This is a genomic window from Actinacidiphila oryziradicis, from assembly GCF_005047355.1.
Taxonomy (GTDB): Bacteria; Actinomycetota; Actinomycetes; order Streptomycetales; family Streptomycetaceae; genus Actinacidiphila; species Actinacidiphila oryziradicis.
In genome coordinates, this window is sequence record NZ_SUMC01000009.1 from 187,554 (window position 1) to 206,739 (window position 19,186).

Annotated in this window: 18 protein-coding genes and 3 tRNA genes; 16 read left to right on the forward strand and 5 right to left on the reverse strand. The window is 69.9% G+C overall.

The features are described 5' to 3' along the window. Positions 1-19: 19 nt before the first annotated feature. The 7 genes from FCI23_RS13170 to FCI23_RS13195 all read left to right on the forward strand — a co-directional run bounded on the left by FCI23_RS13170 (position 20) and on the right by FCI23_RS13195 (position 6,139). Positions 20-1,285 (forward strand): AAA family ATPase, encoded by a 1,266-nt coding sequence (locus FCI23_RS13170; protein WP_136723696.1) that lies wholly within the window; start codon positions 20-22, stop codon positions 1,283-1,285. Further along, entirely contained in the window at positions 1,285-2,013 is a 729-nt protein-coding gene (locus FCI23_RS13175; protein WP_136723697.1) for an RloB family protein, read from the forward strand. Before FCI23_RS13170 ends, FCI23_RS13175 begins: the two co-directional genes overlap by 1 nt. A gap of 95 nt (positions 2,014-2,108) precedes the next feature. Continuing rightward, positions 2,109-2,933, forward strand: coding sequence for a class I SAM-dependent DNA methyltransferase (locus FCI23_RS13180; RefSeq protein ID WP_265737741.1), 825 nt, complete (start codon positions 2,109-2,111; stop codon positions 2,931-2,933). A gap of 22 nt (positions 2,934-2,955) precedes the next feature. Next, the gene (locus FCI23_RS62345) at positions 2,956-3,171 is read left to right on the forward strand and encodes an N-6 DNA methylase (RefSeq protein WP_265737742.1); all 216 of its coding nucleotides are present in this window, start codon (positions 2,956-2,958) and stop codon (positions 3,169-3,171) included. Positions 3,172-3,244: 73 nt separating this feature from the next. After that, positions 3,245-4,606, forward strand: coding sequence for an aspartate aminotransferase family protein (locus tag FCI23_RS13185; RefSeq protein WP_136723698.1), 1,362 nt, complete (start codon positions 3,245-3,247; stop codon positions 4,604-4,606). Between the two features lie 84 nt (positions 4,607-4,690). Then, on the forward strand, positions 4,691-5,398 hold the full coding sequence (locus tag FCI23_RS13190; RefSeq protein WP_136723699.1) for a GntR family transcriptional regulator: 708 nt from the start codon (positions 4,691-4,693) through the stop codon (positions 5,396-5,398). Positions 5,399-5,488: 90 nt separating this feature from the next. Next, a complete protein-coding gene (locus FCI23_RS13195) occupies positions 5,489-6,139 on the forward strand; it encodes a hypothetical protein (protein WP_136723700.1) in 651 nt (216 codons plus the stop codon). A 70-nt stretch (positions 6,140-6,209) separates the two neighbouring features. Here FCI23_RS13195 and FCI23_RS13200 read toward each other — a convergent pair whose 3' ends face one another. Then, on the reverse strand, positions 6,210-6,899 hold the full coding sequence (locus FCI23_RS13200) for an SLATT domain-containing protein (protein WP_246143685.1): 690 nt from the start codon (positions 6,897-6,899) through the stop codon (positions 6,210-6,212). A gap of 263 nt (positions 6,900-7,162) precedes the next feature. Between FCI23_RS13200 and purD the strand changes: the two genes are divergently transcribed. From purD to FCI23_RS13220, 4 genes are all read left to right on the forward strand, one after another. Further along, positions 7,163-8,440 (forward strand): phosphoribosylamine--glycine ligase, encoded by a 1,278-nt coding sequence (gene purD, locus FCI23_RS13205; protein ID WP_136723702.1) that lies wholly within the window; start codon positions 7,163-7,165, stop codon positions 8,438-8,440. A 200-nt stretch (positions 8,441-8,640) separates the two neighbouring features. Continuing rightward, entirely contained in the window at positions 8,641-10,542 is a 1,902-nt protein-coding gene (locus tag FCI23_RS58230; protein WP_211265309.1) for a hypothetical protein, read from the forward strand. A gap of 165 nt (positions 10,543-10,707) precedes the next feature. Then, positions 10,708-12,210, forward strand: coding sequence for a N,N-dimethylformamidase beta subunit family domain-containing protein (locus FCI23_RS13215; RefSeq protein ID WP_136723703.1), 1,503 nt, complete (start codon positions 10,708-10,710; stop codon positions 12,208-12,210). Positions 12,211-12,489: 279 nt separating this feature from the next. After that, positions 12,490-13,389 carry a phosphoribosylaminoimidazolesuccinocarboxamide synthase gene (locus tag FCI23_RS13220; RefSeq protein ID WP_136723704.1) on the forward strand — a complete coding sequence of 300 codons (900 nt, stop codon included), beginning with the start codon at positions 12,490-12,492 and terminating at the stop codon, positions 13,387-13,389. Between the two features lie 48 nt (positions 13,390-13,437). On the opposite strand, the gene FCI23_RS13225 is transcribed toward FCI23_RS13220, so the two are convergent. The 4 genes from FCI23_RS13225 to FCI23_RS13240 all read right to left on the reverse strand — a co-directional run bounded on the left by FCI23_RS13225 (position 13,438) and on the right by FCI23_RS13240 (position 14,219). Next, positions 13,438-13,510, reverse strand: a tRNA-Gly gene (locus FCI23_RS13225). A gap of 101 nt (positions 13,511-13,611) precedes the next feature. Further along, positions 13,612-13,684 (reverse strand) — tRNA-Gly (locus FCI23_RS13230). Positions 13,685-13,731: 47 nt separating this feature from the next. Further along, positions 13,732-13,803, reverse strand: a tRNA-Gly gene (locus FCI23_RS13235). Positions 13,804-13,889: 86 nt separating this feature from the next. Next, on the reverse strand, positions 13,890-14,219 hold the full coding sequence (locus tag FCI23_RS13240; protein ID WP_136723705.1) for a histone-like nucleoid-structuring protein Lsr2: 330 nt from the start codon (positions 14,217-14,219) through the stop codon (positions 13,890-13,892). A gap of 259 nt (positions 14,220-14,478) precedes the next feature. On the opposite strand from FCI23_RS13240, the gene purS reads away from it, so the two are divergent. From purS to FCI23_RS13265, 5 genes are all read left to right on the forward strand, one after another. Next, positions 14,479-14,730 (forward strand): phosphoribosylformylglycinamidine synthase subunit PurS, encoded by a 252-nt coding sequence (gene purS / locus FCI23_RS13245; protein ID WP_136723706.1) that lies wholly within the window; start codon positions 14,479-14,481, stop codon positions 14,728-14,730. Next, positions 14,727-15,407: a phosphoribosylformylglycinamidine synthase subunit PurQ gene (purQ, locus tag FCI23_RS13250; RefSeq protein ID WP_136723707.1), complete on the forward strand. Its 681-nt coding sequence runs from the start codon at positions 14,727-14,729 to the stop codon at positions 15,405-15,407. The genes purS and purQ overlap by 4 nt, the downstream gene beginning before the upstream one ends. 32 nt (positions 15,408-15,439) lie before the next feature. Next, the gene (gene purL, locus FCI23_RS13255) at positions 15,440-17,689 is read left to right on the forward strand and encodes a phosphoribosylformylglycinamidine synthase subunit PurL (protein WP_136723708.1); all 2,250 of its coding nucleotides are present in this window, start codon (positions 15,440-15,442) and stop codon (positions 17,687-17,689) included. Positions 17,690-17,846: 157 nt separating this feature from the next. Continuing rightward, positions 17,847-18,059, forward strand: a complete 213-nt coding sequence (locus FCI23_RS13260) for a DUF4177 domain-containing protein (RefSeq protein ID WP_136723709.1) — start codon at positions 17,847-17,849, stop codon at positions 18,057-18,059. Between the two features lie 281 nt (positions 18,060-18,340). Continuing rightward, a complete protein-coding gene (locus tag FCI23_RS13265) occupies positions 18,341-19,144 on the forward strand; it encodes a sterol carrier family protein (RefSeq protein ID WP_136723710.1) in 804 nt (267 codons plus the stop codon). Positions 19,145-19,186: the final 42 nt, after the last annotated feature.

The window sequence follows — 19,186 nt, forward strand, 5'->3', positions numbered from 1 at the left end:
GCGCCATGAAGGAGACCGAATGCTGCTGAGATTCCGGGTGGCCAACGTACGGTCCCTGCGCGAAGAGCAGGAACTGTCGTTCGTCGTGCCCGACGAGGGCGACAGCCCCGCCGCCCGTCAGCTGCCGCTCTCCGACGGCAAGCAGCTCCCCGTCTATCCCGTGCTGGGGATCTTCGGGGCGAACGCCTCCGGTAAGTCCAACATCATCACGGCCTTGAAGCACATGCGGAAGGCGGTTCTCAGCTCCTACTCGGCGTGGACCTCGCACGAGGGCATCCCGCGTGACGAGTTCGCGCTCGATCCCAAGGCGGCCGCAGAAGGCACCTTCTACGAGGTGGATTTCGTCCGTGAGGACGGAATCCGCTGGACATACGGATTCGAGCTGGGCGATCGTCGCGTGGAGTCGGAATGGCTCTTCGCCTACCCCAAGGGGCGACGGCAGGTCTGGTTCGACCGCGACGCCTCACGGGAGAAGGTCTTCGACTTCCCCGGCGACCGCGTACAGGACCGGGCCAGGCTGGCCCGCACCACCCGCCACAACTCGCTGCTGCTGACCCGTGCCGCCAACGACGGGCACCCGCAGCTCACCCCCGTCTACGACTGGTTCAAGCAGAACCTCTGGGACGTCACCCCCGAGACCGAACGCCCGCAGCGCGAGGCGTACACGGCGCAGCGCCTGCTGGAGAGCGAGGAGTCACGACGCCGGGTGGAGGAACTGCTGCGCGTCGCCGACCTCGGAATCTCCGGGGCCGAGGTGGAGCGCGACCCGGACGGCCGGTCCGTGGTGCGGCTGCGGCACTCCGGTGGCGGTGCCGAAGCTGTACCGCTGGACTGGGAGGTGGAGTCCTTCGGTACCCGTTCTTGGTTCGCGCTGATCGGCCCGCTGCTGCTTGCCCTCGATACGGGCGCGGTGCTGCTCATTGATGAGCTGGACGCCAGCCTCCACTCCCGCTTCGCAGCCGAGGCCGTACGGCTCTTCCAGGCGCCGTGGGTGAACACCAAGGGGGCACAGTTGGTCTTCACCGCCCATGACCCGTCTCTGCTGCGGATCCCCGGCGGCGGGCGGCTGCTGGAGCCGGGGCAGCTGTGGCTCACCGAGAAGGACGAGCGGGGTGCCACGGAGCTGTTTCCGGTCTCCGACTGGGAGCCGACGGAGGAAGAGGACCTGATGACCTCCTACCTGGCCGGTTCGTTTGGCGGGGTTCCCAAGATCTCGGAGGGACAGATCGGGCGGCGGCTGCTGCAGACGGACACCAGCGCGGAGATGGAGACGGAAGAAGTCTGATGGCCAAGCCCAAGGGGAGGGACAGCGCTGCCCGGCGCAAGAGCACGAAGAGGGGCCGTGAGAACCGGCCGCGGGATGTCTACATCTTCACCGAGGGCGAGGTCACCGAGCCCGAATACATCGACATCATCCTGCGCGAGGGGGATCTCATCCGCCCTGACCAGAGAGTCGAACGCCACTTCGAGAACGCGACCGCGACCGGGAAGTACCGCAAGCCCCTTCCCATGGTCAAGGAAGCGATTTCCGTCCTACGCAGGGTCGAGCGCGAAGCGCGGGACGCCGGGCTGGAGGCGGAGGACTGGAACTGGCCCCAGGTCTGGGTCCTCTTTGACCGTGACGACCACCAGGGGATCCCCGAGGCGAGGAAGCTGGCCGAGCAGGCCGACGTGAAGATCGCCTACTCCCACCCCTGCTTCGAGCTGTGGCGGTTACTGCACTACCAGAACTACACCAGCACCTTCGGGGGCGTCTGCGGCAGCGCCAACAGCCGGCTGCACCAGCAGCCCGGCTTTGCACAGACGTATGGGAAGAACGTGAGAGCGGTCTCCGAGCAGCAGTCGAAGCACATAAAGCCGGATCAGATTCTGCGCCGCGACCGGTACAGCACCGCCAAGAAATACGCCCAGAAGATCAATAACGGGCACGACGAGCCAGATCCCACCACATGGGACCCGTACACCGACGTGTGGCGTTTCGTGGAGGACGGCCTGCTCCTCAGCGGCTACTAGGCTGCACAGGCGCGTCCAGGTGGCGCACACGCCGGAAGTGCCGGATCACTCCGGACCGGACAAACGCAAGGACTCAGGGACTCAGGGAGCCGTACGTGGCCAAGCTCACGCTCGCCCAGTTGGAGCGCCACCTCTTCGCGGCGGCCGACATTCTGCGCGGCACCATGGACGGCCGCGACTTCATTCTGATCCTGCTCTTCCTCAAGCGGGTCAACGACGAGTTCGAAGCCGCGCGGGAAGCGATCATCGCGGATGCGACCCGGGACGGGCTGGCCCCTGAGGAGATCGCGGAAGAGGCCGAAGAGCCGAAGAACTACACCATCCGCAGCGTCATGTACGTCCCCGAGGAAGCCCGTTGGGCACATCTGGCCGGGGCCGTCGCCAATGTGGCCGACCGGTATCTGCAGCCCGCCCTCACCAAGCTTGAGGGCCAGAAGGGCAACGAACGGCTCCGCGGACTCTTCGGCCACGTCAACTTCAACCGCATCGGCGGAGGCGGCGGCAGCGGCAGCGCCGCCGCCGACCTCGCCGACAAGCGGCTCGCGGCCCTCATCGGGCACTTCGGAAGCCTGCGACTGCGCGGCGAGGACTTCGAGTTCCCCGACGTCATCGGCGCCGCCTACGAATACCTGCTCAAGGACTTCGCCGACTCGGCGGGCACCAAGGGCGGTGAGTTCTACACACCGCGTTCCGTCGTCCGGATGATGGTCGAACTGGCCGAGCCCAAGGCCGGGCAGCACATCTACGACCCCTGCGTTGGCTCCGGTGGCATGCTCATCCACGCCAAGGAGTACGTCGAGGAGCACGGCGGCGATTCCAGCAACCTCGCCCTCGCCGGCCAGGACGCCAACAGCGGTTCATGGGTCATGGCCACCATGAACATGCCACGGCGCCAAGGACTTCAGCCTCAAGACCGGTGACACCCTCACCACTCCGCAGCATCTGGACAAGTCGTACGACATTGTCCTGAGCAATCCGCCCTTCTCCATGGACTACACGGCGGACGAGGTCGCTCTGCTCGAAGACCGCATGCCCTATGGCGAGACGTCCGAGCGCGGCAAGGCTGACCTGATGTTCCTCCAGCACATGCTCTACATGGTCGGTGGGCGCGGCGGGCGGCGGGTCTGGATGGGTGATGTGCTGCTGACACCGACATAGTGTCGGCGTAAGTGGCGAGCGCCATACAAGGTGTCGGGGTCTCCGCCACCTGTGCTTCCTTAGCCTGGGAGTCATGACGCCTCCCTACGCAGTCCCCGAGACCGGTGCCGCGGTCAAGGCCGCCGACCGCGCCCACGTCTTCCACTCCTGGTCCGCGCAGGCGGTCATCGACCCGCTGGCCGTCGCCGGTGCCGAGGGCTCGTACTTCTGGGACTACGACGGCAAGCGCTATCTCGACTTCTCCTCCCAGTTGGTCAACACCAACATCGGCCACCAGCACCCCAAGGTCGTCGCCGCGATCCAGGAGCAGGCCGGCAAGCTCTGCACCTTCGCTCCCGGCTTCGCCATCGACGTACGGTCCGAGGCGGCCCGGCTCGTCGCCCGGGCCACCCCCGGCGACCTCGACAAGATCTTCTTCACCAACGGTGGTGCCGAAGCGGTCGAGAACGCGGTCCGCATGGCGCGGCTGCACACCGGCCGCCACAAGGTGCTCAGCGCCTACCGCTCCTACCACGGCGCCACCGCCGCCGCGATCAACCTCACCGGCGACCCGCGCCGCTGGCCCTCCGACACCGCCTCCGCCGGTGTCGTGCACTTCTGGGGCCCCTACCTCTACCGCTCCGCCTTCCACGCGGAGACCGAGGAGCAGGAGGCCGAGCGTGCCCTCGCGCATCTGGAGCAGCTCATCGCCTTCGAGGGCCCGCAGTCGATCGCTGCCATCATCCTGGAGACGATCCCCGGCACCGCCGGCATTCTGATCCCGCCGGCCGGCTATCTGGCGGGTGTCCGCGAGATCTGCGACCGCCACGGGATCGTCTTCATCCTGGACGAGGTCATGGCCGGTTTCGGCCGTACGGGCAAGTGGTTCGCCGCCGACCACTGGGAGGTCATCCCGGACCTCCTGACCTTCGCCAAGGGCGTCAACTCCGGGTACGTCCCGCTCGGCGGCGTGGCGATCTCCCCGGCGATCGCCGAGACCTTCGCCACCCGCCCCTACCCGGGCGGCCTGACCTACTCCGGCCACCCGCTGGCCTGCGCCTCCGCCGTCGCGACGATCAACGCGATGCGGGAGGAGGGCATCGTGGAGAACGCCGCCACGATCGGCGACACCGTCATCGGCCCCGCGCTCCGCGAGATCGCGGAGCGGCACAAATGCGTCGGCGAGGTCCGGGGCCTCGGAGTCTTCTGGGCCCTGGACCTCGTCAAGGACAAGGCCACCCGCGAACCACTCGTGCCCTACAACGCCGCCGGCGCCGCCAACACGCCCATGGCGGAGTTCGCCGCCGCCTGCAAGGCCGAGGGCCTGTGGCCCTTCGTCAACATGAACCGTACGCATGTGGTGCCGCCCTGCACCGTCTCCGAGGCCGAGGTCAAGGAAGGCCTGGCGGCGCTCGACGAAGCGCTGTCGGTCGCGGACGCGCACACAGTGGGCTGAGGCCCGTCCCGGTCCCCGCGCCCCCGATGCGGGGACCGACTCGCATATGGTTGGCGAAGCCAAGCGAGTCGACGAGGAGAAGCCATGCCGGGGAGCCCAGCGGCAGGCGGGTCCGTGACACGCAACAGCCTGCGCCAGCAGATAGCCGACGCGCTGCGCGACGAAGTGCTCACCGGCCGCCTCCAGGCCGGCCGGCACTTCACGGTCAAGGAGATCGCCGAGCTGTACGGCGTGTCCGCCACACCCGTCCGGGAAGCCCTCGTCGACCTGGCGGCACAGGGCCTGCTCGACATAGAGCACCACCGTGGCTTCCAGGTGCGCCGCTTCAGCCACAAGGACTTCCGCGAGATGGTGGACGCCCGCACCCTCGTCTTAGAGGGCGCCTTCGGCCGGATGACGGACGCCGGCAGCATGGGGGAGATACCAGCCGCCGCCATCGCATCCGTGCGGCGCAGGGCGGAAGCCGCGGCCCGCGCCGCGCTCAGCGGTGAGCTGCACATACTCATCGGCTACGACCTGCGCTTCTGGCGGGAGATCGCCGCGCTCGGCGGAAACCCGCACATATGTGAGTTCCTGGACCGTATACGAGTCCAGACATGGGTGTACGCCGTGCCCTTACTGCGTGCGCAGCCATGCCTCGCCGGCCTGTGCTGGGCGGAGCACCTCTCGCTGGTCGATGCGGTGGCCGACGGCGACACGGCCGCCGCGCAACGCATCGTGTACGCGTACAACGACCACTACCTGGCTCTGATGGACAAGCTCGCGGGCGCACGGCCCGGACCGGAGTCCTGACGCGGACGCCCGATAACGCGGACCCATGACGCGGAGCGACGTGGCGACTACGCTGTCCCGACCACTGCCTTAATAGGACTTGGAGCGCTTGTGGCCTGCGACTTGTGGCTGGTCCCTCTCGTGGACGTGCTCTGCCACAGCCCGGAAAACCCCTTTGCCGAGGAAATCGCCCGCTACGACAAGGCATTGAGCACGGCCGGACTGCCGTCAGTACCCGTTTACGGCTACATGCCGGGCCTGTCCGGCGACGTCGCGCCGGTGGCCGGATTCGACTACGACGCGCTGCACTTCCTGCGGCGGGCGTATCTGCTCCGCCTTCGGGGACTCGAGGTGGGCCCGGTCGACGAACTCGGCGGGGACTACGAGCAGTTGCTGGAGATGTTCGAGACGACGGCCCGGCAGTCGCACCTCGTCTGGCACTACGACCACGCGGGCGCGTACGTCCCGCTCGACTTCCCGCACCCCGTGGCCAACGATGAACTCCTCGAAGGCGGCGGCCCCCTTGGCTCCTCCCACGGGCTGCTGCGGGAACTGGACTTCGTAGCCCCGGCGATCGGCATCGACCCGGCCAACCCGCCGGCCACACCCGAGCCCCCGGCCGGCCCCACGGAGCTGGAGGAACGGGCGGCCGGCCCGCTCCACGACCAGAGCCCCTTCGCCCGGGAACGGCACGTATGGCTGGGACTGCACGCGGCGGCGACCCGGTCGCTGGGCCAGGGGTCGATGATCGTGTTCAGCTAGCCGCGACCGCTGGTGCCAGGGCACGCGACGCCGCGGAGATCGCCCGGACAGGGCCAGGGCCGGACAGGCCCTAACTGGCACGCGGCCCCTCCGGGGGCCGCTGCCGGGGCATGTTCGGGCGGCCCGCCTGGCCCAGCGGGAAGCGGCTCACGGTGCCGCCGTCCGGACGCGGCGACGGCCACGGCACCACCGACTGCGTACGCAATGGCCCGCTGCCCGCGCGGAAGTCCACCATCCAGTCCGCGGTCTCCGTACGCACCAGCTCCGAGATGTCCTCGGAGAACCGGCGCAGTACCGTCAGGCACCGCTCGGAGGCCTCCGCGGCCGTGCCCTCGGCCGGGCCGAGCACCTCCCGTACGCTCTCCGACGACCAGTCGAACCGCAGCGCCTCCAGCCGCCGCTGCACCGCCTGCGCGGCCGCCACGTCCCGCATCCACCCCGACGTCAGCCCGAAACAACGGTCCAGCCCCACGCACACCGCCGCCAGCAGAAGCGCCGCGTACGCCCACTTGAAGTCGACCAGCACCAGCGCAGCGCCCGCGGTCGCGAACAGCGCCGCCCCCATCCGCAGTGCCCGCGCCCCGCGCCGTTTCCACACCCGGGAAGCCAGGTACCACTCGACGGTGCCCAGTGCGCTCTCCTCCGCCCACCGGTAGAGCTCCTCCAGCCGCTCCGCGGGCTCCGTCCAGTCCCCCAGCGGGAACGGCAGCCCGCGCAGATCCTGCTGCCTGTGCAGGGCCCGCCTGTGCGGCTCCTCCATGTCCGGCTGGCTCACCCGGGGCCCTCCCTCGCGCATCCCGGCACATATGGTGCCGACCGAGCCCTCTTCTTACCGCCGAACGGCTGATCGCGGCGACCACATCCCGAGAATTGCGCTCGTACGAGGCCCATGATCAGGTGCCTCCCCAGGACTACCCCCACCCGAACGAGTGACGCGGCCCCGGCCGCCCACCGGGATCGGCGCATGCCCCTGCGCCCGGCCGAAGGGAGGCGCACGGCCGGGCGGCCATTACCCTGGACCCTGTGAAGGTCCTTGTCATTGGCGGCGGCGCCCGCGAACACGCCCTGTGCCGCTCCCTGTCCCTCGACTCCGAGGTGACGTCGCTGCATTGCGCGCCGGGCAACGCCGGAATCGCCGAGGTGGCGGAGCTGCATGCCGTGGATGCCCTCGACGGCCCGGCGGTGGCCGATCTGGCGGCGTCGCTGGGCGCCGAGTTCGTGATCGTCGGTCCCGAGGCACCGCTGGTGGCGGGGGTCGCGGACGCGGTGCGTGCCCGGGGCATCGACTGCTTCGGGCCGTCGCGGGAGGCGGCGGCGCTGGAGGGGTCGAAAGCGTTCGCTAAGGAGGTCATGGCGGCCGCGGGGGTGCCCACGGGGCGCTCATACGTCTGTACGACGCCGGATGAGGTCGACAAGGCGCTGGACGCGTTCGGGGCGCCCTACGTCGTCAAGGACGACGGACTCGCCGCGGGCAAGGGCGTGGTGGTCACGGACGACCTGGCCACGGCGCGGGCGCACGCGCTGTCCTGCGAGCGCACCGTCATCGAGGAGTACCTGGACGGCCCCGAGGTGTCCCTCTTCGCCGTCACCGACGGGGAAACCGTCATTCCGCTCCAGCCCGCCCAGGACTTCAAGCGGGCGCTCGACGGCGACCAGGGTCCGAACACCGGCGGCATGGGCGCGTACTCGCCGCTGCCGTGGGCGGACCCCAAGCTGGTCGACGAGGTCGAGCGCACCGTCCTCCAGCCGACCGTGGACGAGCTGCGCCGCCGCGGCACGCCCTTCTCCGGCCTGCTGTACGCCGGGCTGGCGATCACCTCGCGCGGCATTCGGGTGATCGAGTTCAACGCGCGCTTCGGCGACCCGGAGACGCAGGTCGTACTCGCCCGCCTCAAGAACCCGCTCGCCGGTCTGCTGCGCGCGGCGGCGACCGGACAGCTGGCCGCCTTTCCGCCGCTGCACTGGAGCGAGGGTGCGGCGGTGACGGTCGTCATCGCGTCGCACAACTATCCCGGCACCCCCCGTACCGGCGACCTGATCACCGGCCTGGCGGATGTCGCCGAGAAGGACGAGCACGCCTACGTCCTGCACGCCGGTACGAAGCTGGAACGCCGGTCCGACAGCGCCGCCGCCGAGGACCGCGTCGTTAGCGCGGGCGGCCGGGTGCTGTCCGTCACCGCGACGGGGTCCGACCTGGCCAAGGCCCGGGAGCGCGCGTACCGAGCCGTCGGCCGGATCACCCTCGACGGCTCGCACTACCGCGGCGATATCGCGGCGGAGGCCGCAGAGGGCAAGGCCTAGGGCAGGTCCTGGGAGCGCACTCCTAGGCCAAAGCCACTCCATGGGGTGACGGCTTCCCCATCTTGCTGACGCAGCCCCGGAGCCCAACTAGGGTGCCCGGAAAGCGCACTGCGGCAACTGGCCGTATGGACATTGCGGTGTCAGCGGGCGGTGCGACAGTGGGGGCATGCAGTCGCGTCAGCTAGGGGGTGAGCCGCCCGATGGCCGGAGAAGCAGGTGAGGGATTCGCGCGCTCCCGCGCGCTGTCGGTGCTGCGTATCCGCAGCGCCGCGCTCGCGGTGGCGCTGCTGCCCGCGGCGGTGGCCGTGGTGCTGCTGGTGGGTGGCGCCACGGGCCGGATAAGCGGCTCGACGTCCCACACGGTCCGCTGGTCCGTGGTCGCCGGAGCCATGGTGGTGCTGCTGCTGGCGGGCGGTATCGCCGCGGTGATCGTACGGGGCCGCCCAGCGGTCAGCCCGACGGTCCCGGTGGCCGAATCCGCCGCGCCCGACCTGTATCGCCTGGTGCGGGATCTGGCCGTACGCCTCCAGGTGCCGCCGCCCTCGGCGATAGAACTGACCCCGGACTGCGACAGCTGGCTGGAGGACCGCCGCCCGGTCCCCGGCGGCATCGCGGGCGGCGTGCGCGCCCGGCTCCGCCACGCGGCGGGTACCAGTGCGCGGGAGGCACGCCGTGGCGCCCGGCGGCCGCCGCTCCCGCCCGTGCTGGTGATCGGCTCGCCGTTCATGTGGTGGATGCGGGTCGCTGAGCTGCGGGCGCTGCTGGCGCCCGTCGTGGCGGGCACCGGCCCGTCGGCCGACCCGGAGATCGCCGCCGCCCGGCGCTTCGTACGAGGCCTGGACGCCGCCGCCGGCATCGCGGCCCGGCGCGGCAGCGGCAGCACGGGCAGCGGGCTCGCCCGCCCCGCGTACGCCTTCCTCGGGTGGATCGCCCGGCTGCTGCTGCGCGGCTGTCAGGCGCAGGCCGCCGAGATGGAGCGGGCCGTGGCGGCGTCGGCGTCCGAGCGGGCGCAGGCCGTCGACTACGGCCTGCGGATCGTCGCCCAGGAGCAGGTGGGCCTCGCCTACGCGGGCTGGGACCGGCTGCTGACCCGCGTCGCCCTCCCGGCATGGCGGATGGGCCGCTGGCCGTCCCGGCTCGACGCCGGCGTCGTGGCCGCCCTCACCGAGCTGTCCCGCCGGGACCGGCTTGCCGAGGGCTTTGAGTCCCGCCTCGGCGAGCGCCCTGCCTGCGACCTGCTGGAGGAGCCCGGCACCATCGACGAGGCGGCGTCCCTGCTCGCGGCCAAGCTCTTCCACGGCGGCCCGGAACACCCCGGCAGCGACTGGTCGCCGGTGGGCTGGGACACCTACCCCGAGGAGGTCGTGGACCGCATCTGGCGCAGCGATGCCGCCCGCCTCATCGGTGTCCTCGACGAAATCTCCGACAGCCGGGTGCGCCCCGCCGCCGCCCCGGCGTCGGGGCGCATACCCGTTACCACCGACGGCCCGGCGGCGCGGCCGTCCCCGACGGGCCCGGCAGCCGGGGAACCGCCGGTCGCCGCCCCGGCCTCCGACCCCGGCGGCGCCCCGGCCGTCGGGAGCGACAGCCGGGCGCCCGGCGGCCTGCTGATGGGCGGCCACGCGGTGCGCGCGGCCCTACCGCCGCGGCCGTTCACCGGAATACCGGACGAGCCCGGCAGGGCCACGCTGGCGCGGGTGCTGGAGCGGCTGGTGGCGGGCGGCGGCGAGGAGCTGGCGGCGCGGATCACCGGGCAGGTCGCCCGCGAGGCGGCGGCGGGTGCGGCGCGGGCGCGGACACTGCCGGCCGGGGGCGGCGGCCCGGGGCAGGCGCCGGTGTACGAGTTGCTGCCGCCACGTACCGGACGGGAGCTGCTCACCGACCATGTGACCGCGATGGTGTGCTGCGCGGCGGTGGACAGCGCGGGCGCCGCCCCCGGCCTGGACTGGCTGGACGGGCCGGCGCTGCTGGTGAACGGGGCCCGGAGGGCCGACCTGGCCTGGCCGGTGCTGCGACTGGTGGAGAACGGGGACGCGGCGCCGCTGCGCTCCTGGCTGACCGCGGTCGGTGTACGGCTGGAGAAGCCCGTACGCCTGGTGTGACGCCGACCCGGGAGCGGCGATGGCCTACTGACCGGATGTGTCGCACTTGGCACAAATAAGTTCCGATTATTCACCACAAAAAGTAATCACGGTGGTGCGTTATGTGATGGACTGGTTTGGTAGACATGACGCCACCGCGGGGGAAACAGTGAGGAGGGGACATACGTGGGGACGGAGCAGATTCGCCGGTGGCAGTCGGGCTCGCTGGCGCACGGAGTGACCGACCCCTTCGGCCAGGGCCCGGTGCCATGGCTGCGCGGCGAGGAGCAGTATCTGGACGACACCGGCCATGTCGTCCCGTGGTACGTGGACCTTGCCGCGAGCCGCGGCGACGACGTGGGCCCCGGCGGTCACCCGGTGCACCCCCGTCTGCCGGGGCCGCGCTCCTCGGACGACGTACGCCGCCAGATCAAGGGCTTCCCGTCGGCCGGCGCGGTCGCCCCCGGCGAGGCGATCGACTTCCGCGTCACCGTGGACCCGCCTCAGCAGTACGCCATAGACCTCTACCGCATCGGCCACTACGGCGGTGACGGCGCCGCCCAGATGACGATCAGCCCCCGGCTCTCCGGCATCGTCCAACCCGCCCCGCTCGCCGCCGGCCGCACCATCTCCTGCCACCACTGGTGGCAGTCCTGGCGGCTCCAGGTCCCCGCGCACTGGAAACCCGGTGCGTATGTCGCCGTCCTCACCACCGGCGACGGCTACCGCAGCCACGTCCCCTTCACCGTGCGCGACCACCGCCCCGCGGACCTGCTTCTCCTCCTGCCGGACATCACCTGGCAGGCGTACAACCTCTATCCCGAGGACGGGCGCACCGGCGCCAGCCTTTACCACGCCTGGGACGAGAAGGGGCAGCTGCTCGGCGAGAGCGACGCCGCCATCACCGTCTCCTTCGACCGCCCCTACGCCGGCGCCGGCCTCCCCATCCATGTAGGCCACGCCTACGACTTCATCCGCTGGGCCGAGCGCTACGGCTACGACCTCGCCTACGCCGACGCCCGCGACCTGCACGCCGGCCGCGTCGACCCCGCCAGCTACAAGGGCCTGGTCTTCCCCGGCCACGACGAGTACTGGTCGGTCCCGATGCGCCGTGCGGTCGAGGCCGCCCGCGACCATGGCACCTCGCTGGTCTTCCTCTCCGCGAACTCTGTCTACTGGCAGGTCGAGCTGGAGGCGTCCCCGGCCGGCGAGCCGGACCGCCTTCTCACCTGCCGCAAGGGGCGCCGCGACGCGAGGGGCCGGACGGCCCTGTGGCGGGATCTCGGCGAGCCCGAGCAGCAACTTCTCGGCATCCAGTACGCAGGCCGGGTGCCCGAGCCTGCCCCGCTTGTTGTCCGCAACGCGGACCACTGGCTCTGGGAGGCCACCGGTGCGGGGGAGGGCGACGAAATCCCCGGCCTGGTCGCCGGCGAGGCCGACCACTACTTCCCGCGCGTTCCCCTTCCGGAATACGCCGAGCGCATCCTCCTCGCCCACTCCCCGTACGAGGATGCCTGCGGCCGGCCCCGCCACCAGGAGACCTCGCTCTATCGCGCACCCAGTGGCGCCCATGTCTTCGCGGCCGGCACCTTCGCGTGGTCGCCGGCACTGGACCGGCCGGGTCATGTGGATCCCCGCATCCAGCGGGCTACGGCGAATCTGCTGGACCGTATCTGCAAGCACGTTTAGCCTGGCGGCGCCGGGCGCCTCCGGCGCGGGTCCGTGCCCGGCGCCGGGGTTGCCGAGCCGGTAAACCTGCGATGCCGGTCAAACGCCGGACAAACGCCGTCCGGCGTTTGTGGGGGCACCTCCCGGCCGAAGGCTGGGGGAGGTAGCTGGGGGAGGCTCGGTACCCCCGGCAGAGGGGGGCGGGACCGGATGCCGGAGGCACCCCGTGCCGCCCCGGCCGTCCCGGCGAGGGAGAGGCGGGGGAGAATTGGGAGCTGAACCGCCGACCGGGGAGGACCCATGTCCGGATTCGTCGACAAGCCCGAGCCCGCCGAGGTGCCCGGACTGGTCCATTTGCACACCGGTAAGGTGCGCGACCTGTACCAGAACGAGGCCGGAGAGCTGGTCATGGTCGCCAGCGACCGCATGTCCGCCTTCGACTGGGTACTGCCAACCGGGATCCCCGACAAGGGCCGGATCCTCACCGCGCTCTCGCTGTGGTGGTTCGACCGGATCGCCGATCTGGTCCCGCACCATGTCATCTCCACCGACGTCCCCGAGGGCGCCCCCGCCGACTGGGAGGGGCGCACCACTGTCTGCCGGCGTCTCGACATGATCCCCGTCGAGGCCGTCGCCCGCGGCTACCTCGCCGGCTCCGGTCTCGTCGAGTACCGGGAGGGCCGCACCGTCTGCGGAGTCACTCTCCCGGAGGGTCTCGTCGACGGTTCCGAGCTGCCCGCGCCGATCTTCACCCCGGCCACGAAGGCGGAGGTCGGCGAGCACGACGAGAACGTCACCTACGAGGAAGTAGCCCGCCAGGTCGGTCCCGACACCGCAGCCCGGCTGCGCCAGACGAGCCTTGCCGTCTATGGCCGGGCCCGCGACATCGCCCGTGACCGCGGGATCATCCTCGCCGATACGAAATTCGAGTTCGGTCATGACGACCAGGGGCACCTGGTTATCGGCGACGAGGTGCTCACCCCCGATTCGTCACGCTTCTGGCCCGTCGAGCAGTGGGAGCCTGGGCGTCCGCAGCCCTCGTACGACAAGCAGTTCGTCCGGGACTGGCTCACCTCCCCAGAGTCCGGCTGGGACCGGGCCTCGGAGCAGCCCCCGCCGCCGCTCCCGCAGCATGTTGTCGAGGCGACCCGCGCCAAGTACATCGAGGCGTATGAGCGCCTCACCGGTAGCGCCTGGTGATTGCGGAAGGCCCCCGCCGGTTAACCGGCGGGGGCCTTCATGTCGCAGAGCGGACGACGAGATTCGAACTCGCGACCCTCACCTTGGCAAGGTGATGCTCTACCAACTGAGCCACGTCCGCATGTCCTGTGCGACAGCTACTCTAACCGACTCCTGGGGGTGCTCCAAAATGAAAAATGCCAAAGGCCCCGACCGGAGATCCAATCGGGGCCTTTGATCAAGAGCGGACGACGAGATTCGAACTCGCGACCCTCACCTTGGCAAGGTGATGCTCTACCAACTGAGCCACGTCCGCACTGCGCGACCACTCTACCTGATCCTTTGGACCAGTCGAACAGTCAGAGCGGGTGACAGGGATCGCACACTGCGCCTCCCCCCTGGAAGGGGGGCGCTCTACTACTGAGCTACACCCGCGTGACTACCGCTGACCTGGATTTTTAGGCCCTGTCCTCGGCGTGCTCCAAACTCTAGCGGATCAGCGGGGGTGTCTGTCCAATCGGTCAGCGGGAGCCGAGTTGCGCCTCCGTGTGGGCCTCGTAGACCTTCTTCGGGATGCGGCCGCGCGGCGGCACGTCGAAGCCGTTCGACCGCGCCCAGGCCCGTACCGTCGCCGGGTCGGAGGTGAGCGAGGTCCGCTTGTACGCCTTGCCCGAGCGGCTGCGCCGGCGGCCGGCCTCCAGGTAGGGCGACAGGGCGTCGCGCAGCTTGTCGGCGTTGGCCGAGGAGAGGTCGATCTCGTAGGACTTCCCGTCGAGGCCGAACGCGATCGTCTCCTCCGCTGCGCCGCCGTCGAGGTCGTCGGAGAGGGTGACTACTACGCGCTGTGCCATGGATATCGGTCCTTTCGAGGGGGACGGGCTGACGTGCGTTGTTGTATCGAATCCGAAGGGTCCGGGTCAATGCTTTTCCATTTCTACTTGACAACGTAATACGCCTGGCAGCCGCGTGAAATTTTCTCAGCGTGTCCGAGTGCATTCCTGGAAGATATCTACTCGCGTAGATTTTTCTACAGGGTAGTGTGATGGGACATGGGGGTCTGGGGGTCGTCCCCAGTAGGGAAACAGTCGCACCACACCACCGGGAGTGACCGTGGCACGCGTCGTAGTCGACGTCATGCTCAAGCCGGAGATCCTCGACCCCCAGGGCCAGGCGGTGCAGCGCGCGCTGCCGCGCCTGGGCTTCGACGGAATCGCCGACGTCCGCCAGGGCAAGCGCTTTGAACTCGAGGTCGAGGGGCCGGTCGACGACGCCGCTCTCGCCCGTATCCGCGAGTTGGCCCAGACCTTCCTGGCCAACACCGTCATCGAGGACTTCGCCGTGAAGGTGGAGGAGAAGCAGTGACCGCACGTGTGGGCGTCGTCACCTTTCCCGGCACCCTCGACGACCGCGATACCCAGCGCGCGGTCCGTATCGCCGGCGCCGAGCCGGTGCCGCTGTGGCACCGGGACAAGGATCTCCAGCAGGTCGACGCGGTGGTCCTGCCCGGCGGATTCAGTTATGGCGACTATCTCCGGTCGGGCGCGATTTCCCGCTTCTCGCCCGTCATGGAGTCGATCATCGCGGGCGCCAAGGACGGCCTTCCGGTCCTCGGAATCTGCAACGGCTTCCAGGTGCTGACCGAGTCGCACCTCCTCCCCGGCGCGATGCTCCGTAACAACCACCTTCACTTCATCTGCCGTGAGCAGAAACTGCGGGTTGAGAACGCGAACACAGCGTGGACCGCCGATTACACCGCCGCCCAGGAGATCTCCATCCCGCTGAAGAACATCGACGGCCGGTACACCGCCGATGAGCACACGCTGGATGAGCTGGAGGCCGAGGGACGCGTCGTGTTCCGTTACGTCGACGTCAACCCGAACGGCTCACTCCGCGACATCGCCGGCATCACCAATGCGGCGGGCAATGTGGTCGGCCTCATGCCGCACCCCGAGCACGCGGTCGAGCCGCTGATCGGCACAGGCCAGACCGACGGCCTCGGATTCTTCACCTCGATCCTGAAGCGCCTGGTGAACACGTGACCGAGCGCAGCGAGGGCACCAAAGGACGCAGTATGACTCTGGACACCGTCAAGCACGCCGAGCAGACCTCTGACACCCCCCAGCCCTGGGCCGAGCTCGGCCTGAAGCAGGACGAGTACGACCGCATCCGCGAGATCCTCGACCGCCGGCCGACCGGCGCCGAGCTCGCCATGTACTCCGTCATGTGGTCCGAGCATTGTTCGTACAAGTCGAGCAAGGTGCACCTGCGCCAGTTCGGCGAGAAGGCTCCCCAGACCGACGCCCTGCTCGTCGGCATTGGTGAGAACGCCGGCGTTGTCGATGTCGGTCAGGGATATGCGGTCACGTTCAAGATCGAGTCGCACAACCACCCCTCATATGTCGAGCCCTACCAGGGCGCTGCCACCGGCGTCGGCGGCATCGTCCGCGACATCCTGGCCATGGGCGCCCGCCCCGTCGCCGTCATGGACCCGCTGCGCTTCGGTGCGGCGGATCATCCGGACACGAAGCGTGTGCTGCCCGGCGTCGTCGCGGGTGTCGGTGGCTACGGGAACTGCCTGGGCCTGCCCAACATCGGCGGCGAGGTCGTCTTCGATGCTTGTTACCAGGGCAATCCGCTGGTCAACGCCCTGTGCATCGGCGTGATGAAGCACGAGGACATCCACCTCGCCAAGGCCTCCGGCGCCGGCAACAAGGTGATCCTGTACGGCGCCCGTACGGGTGGCGACGGCATCGGCGGCGTATCGGTCCTGGCCTCCGAGACCTTCGACGATTCGAAGCCGACCAAGCGCCCCGCCGTCCAGGTCGGCGACCCCTTCCAGGAGAAGCTGCTCATCGAGTGCACCCTGGAGATCTTCCGCGAGGACCTGGTCGACGGCATCCAGGACCTCGGAGGCGCGGGCCTGTCCTGCGCCACCAGCGAGCTGGCCTCGGCGGGCTCCGGCGGAATGCGGGTCGAGCTCGACACCGTGCCGCTGCGCGACGCCACGCTCTCGCCCGAAGAGATCCTCATGAGCGAGTCGCAGGAGCGCATGTGCGCCATCGTCGAGCCCGGGAAGGTCGAGCGTTTCCTGGAGATCTGCGAGAAGTGGGACGTCATCGCCACCGTCATCGGTGAGGTGACGGACGGCGACCGGCTGGAGATCTTCTGGCACGGCGAGCAGATCGTCGACGTACCGCCGCGCACCGTCGCCCACGAGGGCCCGGTCTACGAGCGCCCCTACGCCCGCCCCGACTGGCAGGACGCCCTCCAGGCCGACGACGCGAACGCGCTGCCGCGCCCGGCCGGGGGCGATGAGCTGCGCGCTGCTGCGCTGGCGCTCATCTCCTCCCCGAACCAGGCGTCCAAGGCCTGGGTCACCGATCAGTACGACCGCTTCGTGCAGGGCAACACGGTGCTGGCCCAGCCCGAGGACTCCGGGATGATCCGCATCGACGAGTCGACCAATCTGGGCGTCGCCGTCGCCACGGACGGCAACGGCCGGTACGCCAAGCTCGACCCTTACACCGGGGCGCAGCTGGCGCTGGCCGAGGCCTACCGCAATGTCGCCGCTTCCGGTGCCACGCCGCTGGCGGTCTCCGACTGCCTCAACTTCGGGTCCCCCGAGGACCCGGATGTCATGTGGCAGTTCGCCGAGGCGTGCCGTGCTCTCGCCGACGGCTGCCTCGAGCTCGGCACCCCGGTGACCGGTGGCAATGTCTCGCTCTACAACCAGACCGGTGACACCGCCATTCACCCCACGCCGGTGGTCGCCGTGCTGGGCGTCATCGATGACGTCACGCGTCGTACGCCGATCGCCTTCGCGGAGGAGGGGCAGCTGCTCTATCTGCTGGGCGACACCAAGGAGGAGCTCGGCGGCTCCGCCTGGTCCCAGGTCGCCCACGGCCACCTCGGCGGTCTGCCGCCGGCTGTGGATCTGGGACGGGAGAAGCTGCTCGCCGAGATCCTCGTCTCCGCCTCCCGGGACGGCATGATCGATGCCGCGCACGACCTGTCGGACGGCGGGTTGGTACAGGCCGTGGCCGAGTCGTGCCTCCGGGGCGGGTTCGGCGCGAGGCTCGTCGTGCCGGATGAGCTGGATCCGTTCGTGTTCCTCTTCTCCGAGTCGGCCGGACGGGCCGTTGTGGCGGTGCCGCGCAGCGAGGAGCTCCGCTTCAACGACATGTGCGGGGCGCGAGGGCTGCCTGCGGCGCGTATCGGTGTGGTCGACGGTGACGCGATCGAGGTGCAGGGACAGTTCACTCTTCCGCTCGCTGAGCTGCGCTCGGCCTACGAGGCGACTATCCCGGCGTTGCTTGCCTGACGGCGGGTGCGGGGGTGAGGCGCGGGGCGACCACCCAAGCACGGGCCTGCCCGGATCATCCGGGCAGGCCCGAAAACTCATGCCTACCCGCGGAAACCTGGGCTCGTCTGACACGCTGGGCCCGAACTCAACCCGTAGGAAAGAGGAGTACGCACCGATGCCCCAGGTTTACGAGTACAAGGTCGCCACGTTCCGTGAGTCGCTGATCGGCGATGCGCTGGACAGCGACAAGCTGGAGAAGACGCTCAACAAGCACGCCGAGGACGGCTGGGCCCTGAAGTCGATCACGGCTGCCGACGTGAAGGGCCGGATCGGTCCGGGTGCGGTCGAGGGCCTGCTGCTCACCTTCGAGCGCCCGTACCAGGCCTAACGCTTGGCGCAGCGCTTAAGAGGCCGCGCGAATAGGTGGGGCGGCGGCGCGGGCCGATGGCTCTCGCCTGGAAGTGTTGTCGTCGGTGTCGGTCGACGACGCTCCGCGTCGCCTCGCCCCCAGCCTTCGGCCGGGAGGTGCCCCCACCCCCAGCTACCTCCCCCAGCCTTCGGCCGGGAGGTGGCCCGAGGAGGTGCCCCCACCTCCGCCTTGCCAGACTCGGCCCTCGACCCGCTCCTTAACCCGCCCCACCTATTCGCGCGGCCTCTAATATCGGCGCTATGCCGCCAGCCAGCCGACGAGCCCGCGCCCGTAATTATGATCCCGACCGGACGCGGGCCGCGCTCACCGCGCAGATCGGGCATGTGCTCGACGCCGCACGGGTACTGAGCGCGGCTCAGCTCGCGGCACCGTCGGGGCTGCCGAACTGGGATGTGCACCACCTGCTGGTGCACATCGCCCGGCAGATCGAGGCCGTGCCCCAGGTGATCGCGGCCGAGGCGGCCGCGAAGGCGGACCTCGACCTCCCGACCTGGGCGCGGTCCACGGCCGCCATCGCCGATCTGCTCGACGCCGACACGCGCGAGGCCGCGGTCGCGACGGAGAGGGCAGCAGCCCGTATCGCGGAGGCCGCCGAGCAGTTGGCGCATGTGATGGACCGGGCCGTCGAGCCGGGGCGGAACGTCCGCGTCACACTCGGGGCGATGCGGTCGACGGACTTTCTGGTAACGCGGCTGGTGGAGCTCGTCGTTCACACAGATGACCTCGCCCGTGCCACCGGCACCGAGATCCCCCTGGACCGCCAGGCGCTCGCCGCCGTCACCCGCCTGCTGGCCGACGCGCTCGCGGCCCGCGCCCCCGGCAATTCGGTCGAGGTCCGCATCCCCCCGTACGCAGCGGTGCAGTGCGTGCCCGGCCCGCGCCACACGCGTGGCACCCCGCCCAATGTCGTCGAGACGGACCCCGTGACGTGGATCCGGCTCGCCACCGGCCGTACGAGCTGGCAGGCGGCCCTGGATGCCGCGGTTGTCACCGCGAGCGGTGATCGGGCGGACCTGGCCGCCTATCTGCCGGTACTAGGCTGATTTACGTACCCTGGGGTCAACGCCATTGCGGGGTGGCGTCGA